This window comes from Marinobacter sp. M-5, assembly GCF_032911545.1.
GTDB lineage: Bacteria > Pseudomonadota > Gammaproteobacteria > Pseudomonadales > Oleiphilaceae > Marinobacter > Marinobacter goseongensis.
In genome coordinates this window covers 601,135-620,315 of sequence record NZ_JAWJEK010000002.1, presented here as the reverse complement: position 1 = coordinate 620,315, position 19,181 = coordinate 601,135, and the positions used below count along the sequence as shown (strand labels likewise).

Annotated in this window: 11 protein-coding genes; 4 read left to right on the top strand and 7 right to left on the bottom strand. The window is 63.9% G+C overall.

The features are described from left to right. Positions 1–16 precede the first annotated feature (16 nt). The 4 genes from recD to R0125_RS12115 all read right to left on the bottom strand — a co-directional run bounded on the left by recD (position 17) and on the right by R0125_RS12115 (position 10,047). On the bottom strand, positions 17–2,245 hold the full coding sequence (recD, locus tag R0125_RS12130) for an exodeoxyribonuclease V subunit alpha (protein WP_317238345.1): 2,229 nt from the start codon (positions 2,243–2,245) through the stop codon (positions 17–19). Next, complete coding sequence (recB, locus tag R0125_RS12125; RefSeq protein ID WP_317238344.1) at positions 2,242–5,967, bottom strand: exodeoxyribonuclease V subunit beta; 3,726 nt, start codon at positions 5,965–5,967, stop codon at positions 2,242–2,244. The genes recD and recB overlap by 4 nt, the downstream gene beginning before the upstream one ends. After that, the gene (gene recC / locus R0125_RS12120) at positions 5,964–9,572 is read right to left on the bottom strand and encodes an exodeoxyribonuclease V subunit gamma (protein ID WP_317238343.1); all 3,609 of its coding nucleotides are present in this window, start codon (positions 9,570–9,572) and stop codon (positions 5,964–5,966) included. Before recC ends, recB begins: the two co-directional genes overlap by 4 nt. Before the next feature lie 184 nt (positions 9,573–9,756). After that, positions 9,757–10,047, bottom strand: a complete 291-nt coding sequence (locus R0125_RS12115; protein ID WP_317238342.1) for a DUF6482 family protein — start codon at positions 10,045–10,047, stop codon at positions 9,757–9,759. 77 nt (positions 10,048–10,124) lie between these two features. Here R0125_RS12115 and R0125_RS12110 point away from each other — a divergent pair, with 77 nt between their 5' ends. Next, complete coding sequence (locus R0125_RS12110) at positions 10,125–10,556, top strand: hypothetical protein (RefSeq protein ID WP_248181815.1); 432 nt, start codon at positions 10,125–10,127, stop codon at positions 10,554–10,556. An 85-nt stretch (positions 10,557–10,641) separates the two neighbouring features. Beyond that, on the top strand, positions 10,642–11,082 hold the full coding sequence (locus R0125_RS12105) for a DUF4864 domain-containing protein (RefSeq protein WP_317238341.1): 441 nt from the start codon (positions 10,642–10,644) through the stop codon (positions 11,080–11,082). A 14-nt stretch (positions 11,083–11,096) separates the two neighbouring features. On the opposite strand, the gene folM is transcribed toward R0125_RS12105, so the two are convergent. Next, positions 11,097–11,804 (bottom strand): dihydromonapterin reductase, encoded by a 708-nt coding sequence (folM, locus tag R0125_RS12100; protein WP_317238340.1) that lies wholly within the window; start codon positions 11,802–11,804, stop codon positions 11,097–11,099. Positions 11,805–11,987: 183 nt separating this feature from the next. Here folM and R0125_RS12095 point away from each other — a divergent pair, with 183 nt between their 5' ends. Further along, positions 11,988–13,694: a VRR-NUC domain-containing protein gene (locus tag R0125_RS12095; protein ID WP_317238339.1), complete on the top strand. Its 1,707-nt coding sequence runs from the start codon at positions 11,988–11,990 to the stop codon at positions 13,692–13,694. After that, positions 13,691–16,012 carry an ATP-dependent DNA helicase gene (locus tag R0125_RS12090; protein ID WP_317238338.1) on the top strand — a complete coding sequence of 774 codons (2,322 nt, stop codon included), beginning with the start codon at positions 13,691–13,693 and terminating at the stop codon, positions 16,010–16,012. Before R0125_RS12095 ends, R0125_RS12090 begins: the two co-directional genes overlap by 4 nt. Here the strand turns inward: R0125_RS12090 and R0125_RS12085 are convergent. Beyond that, positions 15,986–18,508 (bottom strand): chemotaxis protein CheB, encoded by a 2,523-nt coding sequence (locus R0125_RS12085; RefSeq protein ID WP_317238337.1) that lies wholly within the window; start codon positions 18,506–18,508, stop codon positions 15,986–15,988. The genes R0125_RS12090 and R0125_RS12085 overlap by 27 nt on opposite strands. Continuing rightward, entirely contained in the window at positions 18,508–19,125 is a 618-nt protein-coding gene (locus R0125_RS12080) for a PAS domain S-box protein (protein WP_317238336.1), read from the bottom strand. The genes R0125_RS12085 and R0125_RS12080 overlap by 1 nt, the downstream gene beginning before the upstream one ends. Positions 19,126–19,181: the final 56 nt, after the last annotated feature.

Genomic DNA, 19,181 nt, shown 5'->3' with positions numbered 1-19,181 from the left:
GCATCAGGCCTGGGTGTCAGCCTTCTTCAAGCCGTAGCGCCAGCCCAGAGGCCCGCACTACTTGCTGCGCCACACCGTCTTTTAATACCTGGGCGTCGCCGGTGATCAGGCTGAACCAGTTTCTGGCGCGGGTAACGCCGGTGTAGACCAGTTCCTTGGTCAGTACCGGGCTGAGGCGATCCGGCAGTACCAGGCAGGTGTGGTTGAACTCCGATCCCTGGGATTTGTGCACGGTCATGGCATACACCGTCTCCAGTTGTTGCAGCCGGCTGGGGGAAATCCAGCGGATGCCACCGGCACTGTCGCTGCTGGGGAAAGCCACCCGCAAGGTGTCTTTGGGCGTGCCGGAGTCGTTGCGGTCCCAGGGCACGTTGAAGGCAATGCCGATATCCCCGTTCATCAACCCCAGGTTGTAGTCGTTGCCGGTGACCAGCACCGGCCGCCCGGGGTACCAGCCTTCCGCTCGTGGAATCCACTGTTCTGCCAGCAGGTGCCGCGCAATGCGCTCGTTCAGCCCCTCGACACCCCAGGGCCCCTTGCGCAGGGCGCAGAGAACCTGGAAGTCGTTGAACGCCTCGAGCACCTCAAGCGCCAGGGCATCCCAGTCTTCCCGGGGGCTGTCCGGGGTCAGCGGGTGGTTCTGCATGCGCTCAAGGTAGTGCCGATAGCCGACCGGTGGCGGTAATTCAGCGCGGTTCACCACCCGGCCCTGCCCGGCGTTGCGGAAGCTGGCCGGGGTGCCGCTGATGGCGTGCTGGCAGATCCGCTCCAGGGTGGCCTCGGCATCGGGCCTGGCGGTGTGGCCGTTGAGCCAGATCACATCGTCGAAGACGCCGTCGCGGATCTGTCGCAGCATGGCGGTGTCCAGCGAACGGGTGTTGACCGCTTCCGCCAGGGCGCGAATGCCGCTGTCGGACTGGAAGCGGTAACTCTTGCGCAGCATGGCAACGGCCTGGTCCATGGCCTGGCCGTGGGGATCGATCAGGGTTTCGGGTACCCGGTCACCGGTGATGGCGGTCAGCCAGTGCGCGGTGTCCGGCACGTAATGGCCGGCAAGCGCACGCTGGCACAGTTCGCCGAGTACGGCACCGGCATCCACCGAGGCCAGCTGGTCCTTGTCGCCCAGCAGAATCAGCTGGGCGCTGGCGGGCAGGGCGTCGAACACCGAGGCCATCAGGTCGACATCCACCATGGAGGCTTCGTCGATCACCAGGATATCCACCGGCAGCGGATTGTCCCGGTGATGGCGGAAACGACGGCTGTCCGGCCGGCTGCCGAGCAGACGGTGCAGGGTGGTGACCCGGGTGGGAATGTCCGCCAGCTGCACCCGGCCCGGCAGGTCTGCCAGTGGCAGGCGGCTGACGGCACCGCCAATGGATTCGTTCAGGCGCGCCGCGGCCTTGCCGGTAGGCGCCGCCAGCCGGATCCGCACTTTGCGCCCTGCCCGTTCCGGCGCTGCTCCGGCCACCGCCTGCAGCGCGGCCAGCAGATTCACCACGGTGGTGGTTTTACCGGTCCCGGGTCCGCCGGTGATGACAGCGAAACGATTGCGGGCGGCCAGGGCACAAGCCAGCTTCTGGTAATCCACCGCGTCGGTGGCGTGGAACAGCTGACCGAGGGCGGTGGCCAGGGTCCGTGCCGGCCCCGACTGGGGGTCGGCCAGGGCCGAAGGGTGCGTCAGCCGCTGGTGGATACCGTCGGCTATGCGTTGCTCGTAGCGCCAGAAACGGCGCATATAGAGACGGCTGTCGTTGAGCACCAGCGGGGTCGTCAGTGAGCCATCACTTACCGCCATAGAGCTGACCAGGGCCAGCTCACAGTCCGAGAGGCTGACACGGGCCAGGACGTCAGCGGGTTTCAGCCGGCTCAGCTCTGCCGTCTCGGTATCGCTGAGCAGATCGCGCACCGGTTCTTCCGGCGGCAGTGACAGGGTGTTGCCGGCATCCGCCAGCAGGCTGGTCAGATCCACGCAGACGTGGCCCCGCCCTACCTGATGGGAGGTCAGCGCCGCCAGCAGCAACACCAGTGGGCGGGGACGGTCGCCCTGCTCCTCCGACAGCTCGCGGATCAGCCGCGCAAAAGCCAGGTCCAGCGGGCGAATCCATTCGGCCTGTTGCCACTGCAGCAGCAGGGCTTCGGTCGTGTCCAGGCTGGAGAGTGGGCGGCTATCCATCATCGGTTCCGCGTTGTCGCCCAGGTCCAGGGCGATCTGATGGTCGCTGTGCCCACCGTGCTTGCGGCTCATGGCGCCACCTCCCCGCTGTGGCCATCGAACAGTGCATCCAGTTGTTCCATCAGCACTCGCGGCGGTTTGTCGGTAAAGGCGCCGCCGCTGGCGGAGTCAACACCGCGCAGGAACAGGTACACCGCGCCGCCGATGTGGCGGTCGTAGTCGTAATCCGGCAACCGTGCTTTCAGCAAGCGGTGCAGTGCCAACAGGTACAGCACGTACTGCAGATCGTAGCGTTTCTCCAGAATGGCATCCCCCATGGCCTGGTCGGTGTAGGCGCTGTCATCCTCGCCGAGGGTATTGGATTTGTAGTCGAGCACGTAGTACTGGCCCTGGTGCTCGAACACCAGATCGATGAAGCCCTTGATCATGCCGTTGAAGCGGTTCTCCTCGACCTGTGGCCGGTCGGCGCCGTTCAGGGTGTGTCGGGTGACCAGCCGGTCGAGGGTGCGGATACTGACGTTCCGGCTTTCAAACCAGAACTCCAGTTCCGGGCGCAGGGTGGTCAGGGCCGACAGGCTGACGGCGGTGTCGCCGGCCCGGTCCAGCCGCAGTGGGCGGTCGATCAGCGCCAGCAGCCACTGTTGCAACGGTGCCACCCAGTCGTTCCAGCCCCGGGTGCTGCAGCGCCGGGTGAGCTGTTCCCGCAGCGTGGCGGGGTGCTCTAGTATGCGCTGGAAGCCGTGCTGGGTGCACCACTCCAGCAAGTCGTGCAGGAAGGTGCCGGGGCCGGCGCCTTTCGGAAAGTGATGGTGATTGCGGGTGTCCGGCGTGGGGGCCGAGTCGCCGTCCTCGCCGTTGCCCTGGCTGCTTTCTTCCAGCAGGTTCTGGGTCTGGGCGTCTTCCACCTCACCGCTGAAGGCGATGCCGGTGCCGGAGCGCCCGCTGTATTCGATGGAGGAGTAACTGGCAATCCACCAGTCTTCCCTGGCCTCACGGGTGGATTGCAGCGCCGGCCCCAGGGCGTCTGGAGCCGGTGGCGTGTACTGGGCCGCCTCCGCCTGCGGCAGAGGGGTGACGGCGATGGTCGCCCGGCCTTCGGCCAGCTGGTCCAGGCAGGCGGTGATGCGATTGCGCCCGTCACCCCCGATCAGATAGCCCAGGCCACTGTGCTGCCAGTCTTCGAGCGCCGCCGCGCCGACCCAGGTGGCGAAGCGCGCGCGAGTCAGGGCGACGTAGAGTTTGCGGATGTCCTCGCCCAGGCGCTCCCGGTCTGCCCGGGCGACGTCTTCCGGGCTCGGGTCGAACACAGTGACCGGTTGGCCCTGGCCATCGTGGTAGCGTACGAAGGCCTGTTTTTCGTTTTGGGCGCGAAAGGCGGTACCGAAGGGCAGGAACACCAGCGGGTATTCCAGACCCTTGGATTTGTGCACGGTAATCACCTTGACCAGCCCGGCGTCGCTTTCCAGGCGCAGGGTGCGGTGTTCGTCTTCTTCGTCTGCCGCGCGCAGAATCTGGGTGTAGTGGTGGACCAGGGCATGTTCGCCGTCCAGCTGCAGGCTGTCCTGCTGCAAGAGTTCGGCAATGTGCAGTATGTCGGTCAGCCGGCGTTCACCGTCGGCCCGTTGCAGCAACCGCCCGGGCACCTCGAAATCCATCAGGAAGCTGCGCAGCATCGGCAGCACACCCTGTTTCTGCCACTGCTGCTGGTAGCCCATGAAACGCTCGATTTCCCGCTCCAGCACGAGTTCATCGGTGAGCAGTGCATTCAGCGCCTGCCAGCTCTGTCCGAGTGTCGGCGTCGCCAGCGCCGCCCGGGTGAAGGCCAGCTGGCGCGGCTCGGCAAAGGCCCGCAGCCAGCACAGCATTTCCCGGGCTTCCCGTGAGATCAGCACGGAATCCCGGTCAGACAGATACACACTCTTGATGCGCCGGCGTGCCAGGGCGTCGCGCACGGCGGCGGCCTCGTTGCGGTTGTTGACCAGAACAGCGATGTCCTGCGGGGCAACCGCTTGCAGGTCATCGGGCTGCTCGGCCAGGGCAAAACCGGCCTGCTGTTTTTGCCCCAGGGTCAGCAGGCGGGCGATCTCACTGGCGCAGCTGTCGGCCACCTCGGCGGTGGCGTGGCCTTTGGCAAGGGCTTTCGGTTTGCCGCTGCCTGCGGATTCGTGATCCGATTCGCGATCGGAGTCGAGTGTCCAGAACGTCAGACTGGGTTGCACCTGGCCGTTCACCGACCAGAGCCGTCGGGTGCCGTTGGCCGCCACGCCCTGGAACGGTAATGGTGAGGTGTCGCCCTTGCCGAACAGGAACGCGCCGTCGCTACTGTGCTGATCGCTGTGTTCGAACACCCGGTTGACGGCCTCGACCATGGGCTCGGCAGAGCGGAAGTTGGTGCCCAGGGTCCAGGTGCGCTCCTGCACGCCCACGCGGGCCTGCAGGTAGGTGTGGATGTCCGCGCCGCGGAAGCCGTAGATGGCCTGTTTCGGGTCACCGATCATCAGCAGGCAGGTGGCCGGATCACTGCCCGCCACGTTGTAGATGCGGTCGAAGATGCGGTACTGCACCGGGTCGGTATCCTGGAATTCATCAATCAGTGCCACCGGGAACTGGCGTCGGATGGTGGCGGCCAGCTGGTCGCCACGGGGACCGTGCAAGGCGTCGTCGAGTCGGGTGAGCAGGTCGTCGAAGCCCATTTCCGAGCGCCGCTGTTTCTCCGTTTCCAGCCGGGCCGCCATCCAATGGCTGGCGTGGCGCAGAATATCGGACTTGGCACTGGGCGGGTTCAGGCTGAAATCCAGCAGCGCATTGATGGCGTCGAACGCCGGGTGATGGGGCGCCGGGTCCTCGCCTTTGAGGATGTTGTTGAGGCCGTGGGGGGTCTGGTTCTTGAATCCGGCCTTGTCGAGCCCCTGCGGTAGCAGCTCATCGGAGTCGGCCCAGGCGATCAGGATGTCCCAGCTGGCAACCATCGCTTTCTTGCTGCCACCGTGCAGCCGCCTGGCTTTCTGCAGGTCGTCCAGCAGCGCCAGTACGTCGTGCTGCCAGTCAGCCCAGGGCTGTGCTTTCAGTGCGCGGGAGCGTTCCAGACGCTGGTTCACCACCCGGTCAATCGCCTGCTGCACGTTGTCCGGCGGGGTGCCGAGGCTGTCCGGGTCGTCCATCAGGTTGCGCACCGCCTTGCGCAGATCCGCGGGGGTTTTCCAGTGGCTCAGGGCTTCGTCCATCAGCGCCGCCGGCAGTGGATACACAAAGGTGCGCCAGTAATCCCGGGCAACGTCGTCCAGCAGTTCGCTCTGGTCGGTCTCCAGGGTAAGCTTGAACAGGCTGCCGCTGTCGAAGGCGTGTTCACTGAGCATGCGATTGCAGAAGCCGTGGATGGTGGACACCGCCGCCTCGTCCATCCACTCTGCCGCCAGCAGTAACTGCTTGCGACAGACCGGCCAGCTGGCCGGGTCCGGGTAGCTGTGATCCCGTAGCCGGTGGATCAGAGCGGTTTCTGCGGACGGCTCCAGGCTCTCGGCGGCGTCCGAGAACACCTCGGCGGCCTGGGTCAGCCGGGTACGGATGCGGTCCCGCAGTTCCTTGGTGGCCGCCTCGGTAAAGGTCACCACCAGCAGATTGGGCGGCAGCAGGTTGTGCAGCGGGCTGTCATTCGCCTGGCCGTGACCCAGCACCAGACGCACATACAGAATGGCGATGGTGAAGGTCTTGCCGGTGCCGGCACTGGCTTCAATCAGCGCACTGCCGTTCAGCGGCAGTGCCAGCGGGTCCAGGTTGGGGTTGCGGTAAGTCATGCCTCACCCCCGATCTGTTCGGCCGCGGACTTGCCCTGCTCTGCTTCCCACAGTGGCACATAGAGTTCGTGCAGCAAGGCCTCGAATTCGCCGCTGGCCAGCAGCAACTCCGGGGTTTCGAAGGCACCAAGCAGGTAGCCAGTGTCCCGCTCCAGGGCGTTGCTGTAGGTCTGCTCCGCATCGCGGATGGCACGCTCGTGATCACCAACGAATTTCCTGCTCTGGTAAAAACTGTAGATCCAGGCGAAGCCGGCCTCACAGTGAATCGGCAAGGCCCGGGTGGTGGCGTCCATCCAGCGACTCAGGATCGCCTCGAAGCGGGGCCGCGCCTGCTCCGCTGGCATCGCGGCAAAATGGAAGCGGCGCCCTTCTTCCTTGCCCAGGATCAGGGTCTCAAACGGCTGCCCGCTGAGCTGGCCGGCGAGGTGAATCAGCCAGTCCCGCATCAGGTTGGCGTAGCGTACCTTCCTGCTGTAACCGGCGCCGGTGAGCAGGCTCGAACTGGCCACCACCAGCCGGCACAGCTGGCCCTCCCGATTGCTGCGCAGGCCGTCGATGAGCTCCGCCACCTCCATGGAGCCCATGGTGTTGTCATAGCGGTAGTCAAAGGGTAAAGGCTCGGAGAGGGCTTCCGGCCAGTCTTCGAGTGCGCTCTGATAGCGTTCGAACAGATCCGGCAAGCGCCCTGAAAGCTCGGTGCGCAGCCGGTGCTCGGTCACCCCCATGCCAAGGTCGCCGCGCCGCGCCATGCGATCGAGGGTACTTTCCATGCGCTGGACCAGCTCCTCCCCGGAGCCGGCCTTGAGCAGCGCTTGCTGAACCAGTTCGGTGTCCAGCCGCCAGCGGTCAAGGCCGCTCAGGTCGAAGTTCTCGTTGTCGGTGTCGTCGTCTGCCACCTCGTCAAAGCGTACCTGCAGGCGACGCTGGTAGAAGGTGTCGATGGGTTTTTTCAGGAAACCGGCCAGATCGTTCAGGCTGATGGGCTCCTCCGGGCTCTGGAATGGCAGTGTCTGCCGGTCCTGCACCAGAGTGTCCACCCCATGGGCACTGCGCCATTCTCGCTCGTAGGTGAACAGGCTGCGGGCCTGCAACACCTCGGCCAGCGGCCGGGGTGGGCTGTGCTCGCCCGGCGCCAGGCCGTTGGCCTGGGGAAAGTAGTCGCGGCTGAACGGTTGCAGCGGGTGCCGGGTGGTCAGCGCCCGGGTCGCGGATGCCCCGGGCGCGCCGGCTACGGCCCACAGGCTGTCGAGATGGTCCTGCAGCTGGCCTACCAGCACCGAAGGCGGGCGCTCGGAGTCATCGCGAATGCTGCGGCCCACCCAACTGATGTACAGCTGCTCCCGCGCCGACAGCAGCGCTTCCAGGAACAGGTAGCGGTCGTCTTCCCGGCGCGAGCGATCCCCCGGGCGAACATCCTGGGCCATCAGGTCAAAGTCCACCGGCGGCCGCGAGCGGGGGTAGTCGCCGTCGTTCATACCCAGCAGGCACACCCGGCGAAACGGAATGGCGCGCATCGGCATCAGCGTGGCGAAGTTGACCTTGCCGGCCAGGAAACGCTGGTTCAGGCCGCCTTCGTCGAGGCCATCCAGCAGCACATCCTTGACGATGTTCAGTGGCAGCGGCTGCGCGTGCAGCCCGGCGGCGTGGGCGTCTTCCAGCCATTGTTCCAGCTGGCGGCGGAAGCGATTGAGCAGTAACAGGTCACTGCCTTCAACCTTGTGGAAAAACTGGCCGAGCATGGCGGAGAACAGGGCTTCCCAGTCACCGGGTGTACGGGTGCTTTGCAGTGCCTGCCACAGGGCTTCCAGCTGGTGCACGAATTCACTCAGGCGCCCGGCCAGGCCGGCTTGCAGGCCGCCGATTTCACCGTAGGGCTCCACTCCTGCCCAGGGATCATCCGTGCCCATGCCGTAACCGAGGAGCATGGCTCGCAGGCCGGACTGCCAGGTGTTGCGGTCCAGCTCCACCGGTAAATCGAGGCTGGCCCGGTGCTGGCCGTGCAGGCCCCAGCGGATATTCGCTCCCTCCACCCAGCGCCGGGCCTGCGGAATCTCATCCTCGCGAATGCCGAAGCGGTCGCGGATGCCGGGCACTTCCAGCAGGCTGAGGATCTCGCTCACGGCGAAGCGGCTGCGGGGCAGCGACATCAGGGTTTCCAGAGCAATCAGCACCGGCTCGTGGTGACGCTGGCCCTGGTCGGAAATGGTGAACGGAATGTGGCGTTTGTTGCCGGCGGCATGAAGGCCGAACACCGCCTGGATATGGGGCGCATAGATATTGATGTCCGGCACCATAACGATGACGTCCCGCGGCCGCAGCTCGGGGTCGGCGTTGAACGCGGCCAGCAGCTGGTCGTGCAGGATCTCCACTTCCCGCTGCGGGCCGTGGGCGTCGTGGAACACCAGGGAGTGGTCGTGGCGCGGATCCAGCTGGCGCTGCTGCGCGCGGATCTCCTGCAGCGGCGTCAGGTTGTGAATGTCGTTCTGCAGCTGGTGCAGAAGGCAGGGGGATTGCGGGTCGCCGTGATCCGTAAAGATGTCGATCTTCTGGCCCGGGGTCTGGAAACTGGCGCGGTAGTCATCCGGGTTGTCGAACTCATCCAGCAGGCGGATGTAGTCGCGGCCCTGTTTGCCCCAGGCCGCCAGCAGCGGGTTGGCGTGCTGGTGCAGCTGGTCCGGATCATCGATCCGCGACAACACCGGATGGACTGCGCCCCGCTTGCGCTCGGCCTTGAGCAGTTCGCGGTCGCTGATGATGTCGGCCCAGTAGTAGTGGCAGGGATTGTGAACACAGAGCACCACCTGGCTGAAGCGGCTGAGCACGTATAGGGCTTCCAGGGCCTGCCGCGGCAACGACGACACCCCGAACACCACGATGCGTTGCGGCAGCCGCGCCGGATTGGCCGGCGTGCTGATACGCTGGCCCTGCGCCATGAAACGGGTGTGAATTTGCGACCGGCTGGTATCGGCGGCCTCGCCCACGTCGGCCACCAGTTTACGCCAGAGCAGGGGCTGCCAGCGGGTTTCCGGATCCAGCGCTTTGTTCTCGCCGCGGGCGGTGATGGTCACGTCCCTGCCCTGTTCCCAGGCCGCTAACCAGTCGGCGCGGAACACCTGATACTGGTCAAACAGATCGGCGACTTTTTCCGCCAGCTGGAAGTTGCGCAGATCGGTATCGCTGCCATCCAGAAACCGCGCCAAGGGCGTGAACGCCTCATGCTGCCCGACCAGCGTCGGCAACAAGCGATACAGTCGCCATACCAGCCGGCGTTTGTCGAAGGGGGACTGCTCCGGTACTTCGCCGTCGGGCAGCACCGCACGGTAGGCCTGCCAGATAAACCGTGCCGGAAACAGGAAGTCCATGCCGGCGGCAATGCCCAGTCCGCCTTCCACGCCATCCTCGGTGCGCGTCTCCGCCAGCGCCAGCTTCAGCCACTGGGCGATGCCGTTGCTCTGCACCAGAAAGGTTTCGCTCTGCAGCGGTGGCATCGGGTTCTGGCGGCAGATGTACACCACCGCCCGGCGCAGATCTTCCAGGTGGTTGGCGTGAATGGCGTGGAAGCCGGCCTCAATGGCGGCGGGTGCAGGGGTGGACGAAGCGGCCATGGGTTTCCTTGTCGGGTGTTCGGTTCGTGCCTGAGGTCACAGGTTACCGCATGTGACCCCAGATGCAGACACCCAGCAATGTCTGATTACAGGAAAGTTATGGCCAGTGTGGTGTACTGCGGCGACACAGGGTGTCGCCGCGGTGGATCCGGTGCAAGTCCGGGGGAAGGCAGTACAGTCGGTGCTAGAGCGGGACCCGCATGGTTTCCGAACTGCTGTCCGGCATGCCGATCATTTCGTCGGTGCCGGTGGGCGGGATCACTTCGGTGTGCTCAACGCGGTAGCCGTGAAAATAGTCCCGCACCGCGCAGGCACCGGTAAACATCACCGGTTTGTCGTAGGGATCGGTCAGAACGTAGCCTTCGCCGTCCAGATAGAAACGGGCCATGTAGTAGCGGCCTTCCATCGAGACGATTTCCAACAGCGAGATGGTGTCGTGTTTGTGGGTTTTCAGTTGGCCAGTGTCCATGTGCATCGGAAGTCTCCCGCGCGTTTGTTGTCGTAAAGAGAGTTACGGAATCACGGTGAAAACAGGTCAATAAACGAGCAACTATGAGCAGGATTGAATTGGTCAGGCAGGCGGTGGATGAGCATTTGGCTGATCCCTACGACCTGCTGGCGGTACGACTGATGTTCCCCCCGGACCGGGAGGCCGTAAAGATCGATCAGGAAATCAGGGACCTCTATGTCTATCCGGAACGGCTGGAGAGCGGTTATCGGGACGAGTGGCGGGCGCTGGCCACGCGAGCCCTGTTCCGGCACGCCTTCGACGATCACTGGCGCTCGGACCCGGACAACCTGAACCGGTACCTGGCTTACCTGCGGGATCAGGCCATTCCCCGCTGCATCCATGAGCACATCGGACTGTTCCGGACATTGGGAGAAGTGCTCGCCATTGCCCGTGCGGACAATGCGGTTGCCTTTCCTGACCCCACCCGGCAGGCGCTGATGGAGCTGATCTGGCCCGAGGGGCGACGGTCCTGAAGCGACCAGGGAAAGAGCGTGGAAAGAATCCGTGGTACGTCGGCATCCGTATTGATTAAAATATAAACAATGAAGGGGTAACACTATGGACCGCAACGCCATCCGTCTCCGCACCAGGGCGATACCGATATTACTCGGTGGCCTGATGGTCGCGCTGATCTGGTCATCCCAGTCCCTCGCCGGCGATAAGGAAGCCGACATCCGGGAAGCCATCCTCAGCCAGATCGAAGCGTTCGCCAATGAAGACAGCGAGCAGGCCTGGGCCCATGCCTCGGAAGGGATCAAGCGCCGTTTCGGTTCCTCACAGGTGTTCCTGGACATGGTGCGTGAGGCCTATCCCGCCGTGCACAGTGCCACCGCCATCGAGTTCGCCGAGCGTGTGCCCCACGGCACGTTCGAGATTCAGGCGGTCAGGTTGCAGGGACCGGAAGGTGGACGCTGGGACGCTTATTACAACATGGTGCTGATTGAGGGCGAGTGGAAAATCGCCGGCGTCCGGTTGCAGCCGGCGGAAACCGGAATCTGACGCTCGCTGCAGCATCAGACAAGATGACGCCCTCCGTCCAGTGGAATGGTTCGGCCGGTGATGTAGGGATTGCTCAACAGAAAATTGAGTGTCTGCACCGCGGCATCCACCCCCGGCTCGATAGCCATCAGGGACTTTTTCAGGGTTTTCTTGCGATATTCTTCGTTGTCACCGTCGTTAAACAGGATCAGCGATGGCGCCACACTGTTCACTTTAATCCCGGGTGCCAGCAGGCGTGAGAAGGAAAGCGTCAGGTTCGCCAGTGCTGCCTTGCTGGCGGCGTAGGCAATGTGCTTTGCACTGCCCTTTTCCACCACGTAGTCGGTCATGTGAATGATGTCGGTGGTGGTGTCGCCCTGCTCAAGCAGATCCCGGCACGCCAGATTGATGCAGTATGGCGCCATAACATGCACCTGCATCATGGCTTGCATGATGTCGCTCGGATCGGTGTCCGGCCGCTCTGGCATCCAGTCCGAGGCATTGTGAACAATCGCCCGCAACCGGTCGGTTGTCTGCCGCAAGGTGTTGATAAACGCATTTACCCCTTCCTTGGTCGAAAAATCGGCGTGCAGGCACTGGGCTCCGGCTTTCTGCAGGGCATCCACCGCGGGGCGATAGGTTCGATAGGTCACAATCACCGGTTGGCCCTGCGCAAGGCAGGCCCGGGCGAACGCGAGGCCGATGCGCTGGCCGGCGCCGGTAATCAGGATGGGAGCGGTCATAGGACGGTTCAGGCCTTGGTCTGGTGTGTGTCAGATTGAGATACGACCGAACCGGTCGGGCGGAGCTATTGGCGCCTCGACATTTCTTTCCTGCATGCAGTCTGAGTACCGGGGGACAGATCACGGATTATGTGCGACCATTTCGCGACCCATGAGTCATCAGGCGATGCGATAATCCCCACTATGCCCGCACGTACACCGACGGATGCACGGCCTGCGAGTGCCGGTCTGGAAAACCCGTTGTACTATCTCGAAAACATTGAAACCGTGGTCGAGTGGGTGACGGTTTACCACGGCGATTTGCTGACGGCGCCGGAGCGCCAGCGACTGGCCGACTTCCGGGCCTTGCCCACACCAGCTCGCGCGCTTCTGACGCGCATGATCATGCGTACCGGCGACCTGTTCCGGGTCGACAAGCTGCGTTACCCCGAGGTTGAGGGGGGCGAGCACCGGGTGATTGATCACCTTGTCCAGACCGAATGGCTGGATCCCGCGCCAACGGTATCGCTTCCGGAGTTATTCCGGCTGTTCACGCTGGCCGAACTGCGTCCGGTATTCGCCGACACCCTGGCTGCCCTGGGTTTTCCCAGAACCCTGCCTAAAGGCCAGATGCTTGACCGACTGCAGACGGTTTACCACGCGCCCCGATCGGTGCTCGAGTGGCTGGGCGGCCCTGCCCCGGTGGTGCGTCTTGACTGCATGGCACTGTTCGACAGAATAAGGCTGATGTTTTTCGGTAACCTGCGCCAGAGCTGGTCTGACTTTGTATTGGTTGAGTTGGGCCATCAGCGCTATGAAACCGTGCGCTTCACGCCCGACTCCCGAGCCTTTGCGAGCCGGGAGGAAGTCGATCTGTATCTGGCCATGGACCAGTGTCGCCAGCGCCTCGATGACGGCGTGGCCCTCGGTGACGTCTGGGCAGCGGTGCCGCCGCCGTCGGATAACCGCTGGCTGAGCCGCCGTCGCGACCGGCTGCTGCTCGAGTTGGGACGCGTGGCGGAGCGCAGCGGGGATCGAGATCTGGCGTTGCAGGCGTTTGCGGCCAGCGGTCACCGGGAGGCCAGCCTCAAACGCCTGCGCCTGTTGGAGCGACTGAAGCGGTTTGACGAGGCCTGGATCATTGCGCAACGCTGGCAGCAGCAGGCGTTGAGCGATGCCGAGATGCAGGGCCTGACCCGCCTCCTCAAACGGTTGGGTCCCAAAGTGGGTCACCCTGCGCCGCAGGCACCCGCGGCCGCTGCTATTGCCGCCCACACATTGATTCTGCCAAAACCCCAGACAGGCTCTGTCGAGTACGCGGTCAAACAGCAACTCTGGCAAGACGACGCTCCGGTGTATTACGTCGAGAATACGCTGATCAACGCTTTGTTTGGCCTGCTGTGCTGGGACGCCATCTATCAGCCGTTGCCGGGAGCGTTCTTTCACCCGTTTCATGTGGGTCCGGCAGACCTGACCGGAGAGGATTTCATCGCCCGGCGCGCCGCGGCGTTTGACGCCTGTCTGGATCTGCTGAGGCACGGCAATCATGGGTCCGTGATTCGCCGCAATTTTGCGGCCAAGCAAGGCATCACCAATCCGTTTGTGGTCTGGCCGGTGATTCAACAGGAGTTGCTGGACATGGCATTGCGTTGCTTGCCGGCCAGTGACCTGGACCGGATTTTCCGCAGGTTGATGGGCAATCTCCGAGAGCATCGCAGTGGCTTGCCGGATCTGATCCAGTTCTTTCCGAACCGGCCGGAGGGCGAGGCCTGCTATGAGATGATTGAGGTGAAGGGGCCTGGGGACCGCCTCCAGGATCACCAGATCCGCTGGCTCGAGTTCTTTGCCGCTGAGGGTATCCCGGCCCGGGTCTGTTACGTGCGCTGGCACGACGGTGAGGCCCCGGCATGACGCTGACGGTCGCCGTCCGCACCCTCTGCGAGTTCGCCGCCCGCAAGGGCGATCTGGACTTCCGCTATACCCCGGCGCCCAGCGCCGAGGAGGGCATTGCCGGCCATCAGGCGATTCAGTCCCGCCGTGGTTACGGCTACAAAAGCGAGTATTTACTGACCGGAGAATGTCTGGGGTTGAGACTGACAGGGCGTGCCGATGTCTACAACCCCCATCGTGGCCGGCTGGAGGAAATCAAGACCCACCGCGGTGACCTGTCACGCATTCGGCAACATCAGCGGGCGCTCCATCGCGCCCAGTTGCGGGCCTATGGGGCCCTGCTGTGCCGGCAGGAAGATCGCAACACCGTGGAACTGGCGCTGATCTACTACGACACCGGCAAGGACAAAGAAACCCCGGTGGTGGAAACCGCCGGCGCCGACGAACTGTGGCAGGAACTAGAGGGGCTGTGCGGTCAGTATCGGGCCTGGGCCGAGCAGGAAGCGCACCATCGGGAACAGCGGGACGCCCTGCTCTTGCAGCTGAGGTTTCCGTTTCCGGCGTTTCGCCCCCGCCAACGCCAGCTGGCGGAGACGGTGTACAAGAACTCGGTAAAGTCCGCCACGCTGTTGCTGGAGGCGCCCACGGGTCTGGGCAAAACCCTGGGTACCCTGTTCCCGGCGTTGAAGGCGATGCCGGCGGCCGGGCAGGACCGGCTGTTTTACCTCACCTGCCGCAATACAGCACGCAGCCTCGCGATGGAGGGCGTCGCCCGTTTGCAGGCGGCGCAGGCGGTGTCCCGGTGGCCGTTGCGTACCCTGGAACTGGTGTCGAAAGACGACGCCTGCGAGCACCCGGACACAGCCTGCCATGGTGACTCCTGCCCGTTGGCGAAAGGCTTTTTTGACCGGCTGCCCGATGCCCGCGCCGAGGCGGCACAGACCGAAGGCACTCTCGATCAGGGGGCGTTGGCGAAGATCGCCACCGGTCACGACATCTGCCCTTATTTTCTGGCTCAGGAAATGGCGCGCTGGAGCGATATGGTGGTAGGCGACGTCAACCGGTTGCTCGATCAGTCTGCCCTGCTCCACGGACTGATCAGGCAGAACAACTGGAAAGCCAGCGTGCTGGTGGACGAGGCCCACAATCTGGTCGACCGCGGCCGCGGCATGTACTCGGTGCGACTCGACCAGCAACGGCTGTTGCGCGTGAAAAAGACCGCCCCCAAAGCGCTGAAGCCGGCCATCGACCGCACCGCCCGGGCCTGGCAGAGCCTGATCCGTGACCACCCGCGGGATGACAACGCCCCGGTATTTCTGGATACCTTGCCGGCGTCGCTGGTGGGTGCGCTGCAGGCGATGGTTTCTGGCCTGTCCGATTACCTGGCGGAGCATCCACCGGATCTGGCGCTGCAGGACATACTGTTCGAGAGTGTCGGCTTCATGAAGCTGGCGGAAGTGTTCGGAGATCATTCCCTGTGCGAATTTACCCGCCGCGGGCGGGGTCGGGCCAGCCTCACCATCCAGAACCTGATCCCGGCGGATTTTCTGCGGGATCGGTTTGCGGCGGCGCACTCGGTGCTGCTGTTTTCGGCGACCCTGAGTCCCGGTGTCTATTACCGCGATTTGCTCGGCCTGCCGCCGGATGCGCGCTTCACCTCCCTGCCCAGCCCGTTCACTGCTGACCAGTTGCATGTGCAGTTCACACCGGGCATCAGTACCCGCCAGGCTCACCGCGAGGCCTCGCTGGCGCCGATTGCTGCGCTGATCGCCCACCAGTTCCGCGAGCGGCCGGGGCATTATCTGGCGTTTTTCAGCAGCTTCCAGTACGCCCGTCAGGTCAGTGATGCACTCGCCACCGCCGCCCCGGACGTGCCCCAGCGGGCGCAGCAACCGGGCATGTCGGCCCAGCAACGCCGTGAATTCCTGGCGGGGTTCCGGCAGCCCGAGGGCAGTGTGGCGTTTGCGGTGTTGGGCGGGGTTTTCAGTGAAGGCATCGATCTGCCCGGTGAGCAACTGATCGGGGCTTTTGTGGCGACGCTTGGTCTGCCGCCCTTTGATGCCTGGCATGAGATCCTGAAGGCGCGGCTGGAGCAGCGTTTCGGTGCCGGCTACGACTACACCTATCAGATTCCCGGCCTGCAGAAAGTCGCTCAGGCCGCCGGGCGGGTGATCCGTACTCCGGAGGACCGGGGCGTGATCTGGCTGATCGATGATCGCTTCCTGCGCCCCGCCACCCGGGCCCTGTTGCCGCGCTGGTGGTTTCAACCCCCGGATTCGTCCGTGCGGCAGGGTTCCCCTGCGCCGCAGGGACTAGGACGGGGAATGCTGCCGCAGTGATGATTCCAGGTTCTTGGTGTCGGTAATATCCACCAGCGTGACCACCACGCCGTCGATCACATTGTCGAGCCGACGGTACGGTATGATGCGGACTGCGAACCAGCGGTCGTCGGTGGTGGAGACCTGTCTCTCGTTCACCGCCAGGGTGTCCAGGGTGTGCTGTGCGTCTTGCTGAAGCTCGGGATAGTGCAGGCTGGTGGCCAGCTCAATAAGCGGGCGGCCGATATCGCTTTTGCGCAGGCTGACAATGGCTGATGCCCGCTCGGTGTAGCGCCGCACGTTGAGATCGAGATCGAGGAACAGCACCGCAATCTCGATACTGTTGAGCACATTCTGCATATCGCTCTGGGCCAGGGCCAGATCATCCAGTTTGGTCTGCAGCTCGGTATTGATGGTTTGCAGTTCTTCGTTCATCGACTGCATTTCCTCTTTCGAGGTGGTCAGCTCCTCGTTGGCAGACTGCAACTCCTCATTGGTGGACTGAAGCTCTTCGTTGGAAGCCTGCAACTCCTCCCGGGACTCTTTCGCCTGCTGCCGCAGGGTGTCGATTTCCCGCTCGTATTGCTGCAGCTGCGCGGCGTGATCGGTCTCTCCGCCTGCGACGGCCTTGCGATGGCGGCGGCTGACCTGACCCGGTGCATCGCGGAACACCACCATGGTCATGCCGCTCATGGCCTCCGGCTCACGAAACGACTGAATGGTGACATCCACCGCCTGCAGGCCAGAGCCGGTCTTTACCAGCACACCGCTGAGCTCCACCGGTTCCGGTTGCGCCACTGCCTGCTTCAAGGCGGTGTAGAGCGGGCCACGCAGCCCTTCGCGGGCCATGGCGTGGATGTTCCAGTTGGCTTTGCCAGCAGCGGGTTCCAGATACTTGCCGGTGCGCCCGCTGATGTACACGATGTCGGCATCGGCATTGAGCACCACCGCCGCCGGTGAATAGACCTGCAGCAACACATGGTCCGCGGCGGACTGCAGGTTATTGAGGGTTTCCTGTGGCGGAACCGGGTTGGAGGGCACGGGTTGCTCCTTGAACAGGGTGGACAACGGCGGAAACGATTTTAGCAGGAACTCGGAGTGCCGTACGGATTCATAGGGTTTGCTGCGGTACAGCCGCATTTTCGGCTTCAGCGGCGCAAACAGGTGATTCAACCGGCCCACGGTCTCGGAGCTGCCCAGCATCAGCAAACCGTTGGGTCGCAGGCTGTAGTGAAACAGCGGCAAAATCCGCCGCTGCAGCTTGAGATCGAAATAAATCAGCAGGTTGCGGCAGCTGATCAGATCCAGCTTGGTGAACGGTGGGTCCAGGATGACATCGTGGCGGGCAAACAGCACCTTGTCCCGTATGCCCGGATTGATCTGGTAGTAGCTGTCGTGCCGGGTGAAAAAGCGCGCCAGTCGCTCCTCGGACACCACGTCCCGGATGCTGAGAGGGTACTGTCCGCGCCGCGCCACGGTGATGGCATCCGGGCTGATGTCGGACGCAAAGATCTGCAGATTCAGTTCCCGCCCGGGTTCGGTATGATCCAGCGCCTCGGTGAAGGCCATCGCCAGAGAGTAGGCCTCCTCCCCGGTTGAGCACCCCGCCACCCAGGCGCGCAGGGTGTGCTCGCGGGGCACGCTGGCAAGCAATTCCGGCAGGCCGGTTTCGATCAGGTAGGCCCAGGTGTCCTGATCCCGGAAAAACTGGGTCACCCCGATCAGTAACTCCCGGAACAACAGCTCCACCTCCTGCTCGTTGTCCTCCAGAAAGCGGATGTAACCCTTCAGCTCGGCAATACCGTGAATCGCCATGCGGCGTTCTATCCGACGATTCAGGGTGGTGGGCTTGTACAGGGAAAAATCGTGCCGGGTGTGTTGCAGCAGCAGGCTGAGGATCGGATCCAGGTGGCTCAGTGTGGCCCGAGGTGCGGGGGTGGCGCTGTCGCCCGGCTCAGGCACCCGGCGGGTGTAGGCCAGAATGCGCGCCGGCAGCTCGTCTGCGGGGGCCACGATGTCGGCACAGCCTGCGGCGATGGCGCTTTTCGGCATGGCGTCGAACTGGGCCGAACTTGGCGTTTGCACCACCGACAGCCCACCGGTGGCTTTGATGGCCTGCAGGCCCAGGGTGCCATCGGAGCCCATGCCCGAGAGCACCACGGCAATGGCGCGCTCGTTCTGGGCGCTGGCCAGCGAGGAAAACAGCACGTTGATCGGCAGGCGAAGCCCTCGCGGTTGCGCGGGTTCCTCCAGCCTGAGGGTGTCGTCCTGCACCCGCAGCTCACGGTTCGGTGGAATGACGTAGATGGAATCCGCACGGATGGCCATGTTCTGCTCGGCCTCGAACACCGGCATGTCGGTACAGCGCTGCAGCAGTTCCGGTAACAACGCTTTCTGGGTCGGGTCCAGATGCTGGACCACGAGGAATGCCATACCGGTGTCACAGGCGGTATGGCGAAAAAAGTCCTCCAGCGCGACCAGCCCCCCGGCAGACGCGCCGATGCCAACAATCCGCATCAGAACGTCGCGGAGTGGGGCGGGAATTCGCTCAGAATCATCAGAATGCTGTCGCCGGCAGCGGCAGGCCGTGCGCTGATAACCAGCGGACGATGATCCGGGAGTTCAACGGACAGGTTAGCGGCCACCTCTGTGCCGGGCATAGCGTCTCCGGTGCGCCTGAGCAGGGTTGCCAACGGCTGCTCCTGTCCTGCTGCCAGCAGCGCAGACAGGGCCTTGCCGGTCAGTGGCAGGGCGGCCTCCCCGAACAGGGTCTCGGCGGTCCGGTTGCCTTCAATGATTTCACCGTCGGTGGCGACAATCAGATAGGCGGCGGGCGCCTGCTCATAAAGCGATTTGTAATGGGCCAGCTCTTCCACAATTTCCAGTTCGTTAGCCTGAAGCTGCTCGTACAGCAGATCCAGCTCCACCTGATAGGTCTGAAGTTCGTGCAGCAGCTTGAGGGCGTCGGCCGCGGAGTCGGGCTGGCTGGCGCGCTCGTACAGCAACTGCAAGGCATCCACACTGAGGGTACCACCGTGATTGCGCGGTGGCACACCGTGCTCGATCAGGTCCCTGGCGCTGCGCCGCAGCCGGTCGTGGCTCTCGGCGTTCCGGTATCCGTGTGTGTCGGCCATCGTATCTCCTTGTAAGGGCCCCTGAACTACGCCCTGCAACATGTGCCTTCCAAAAC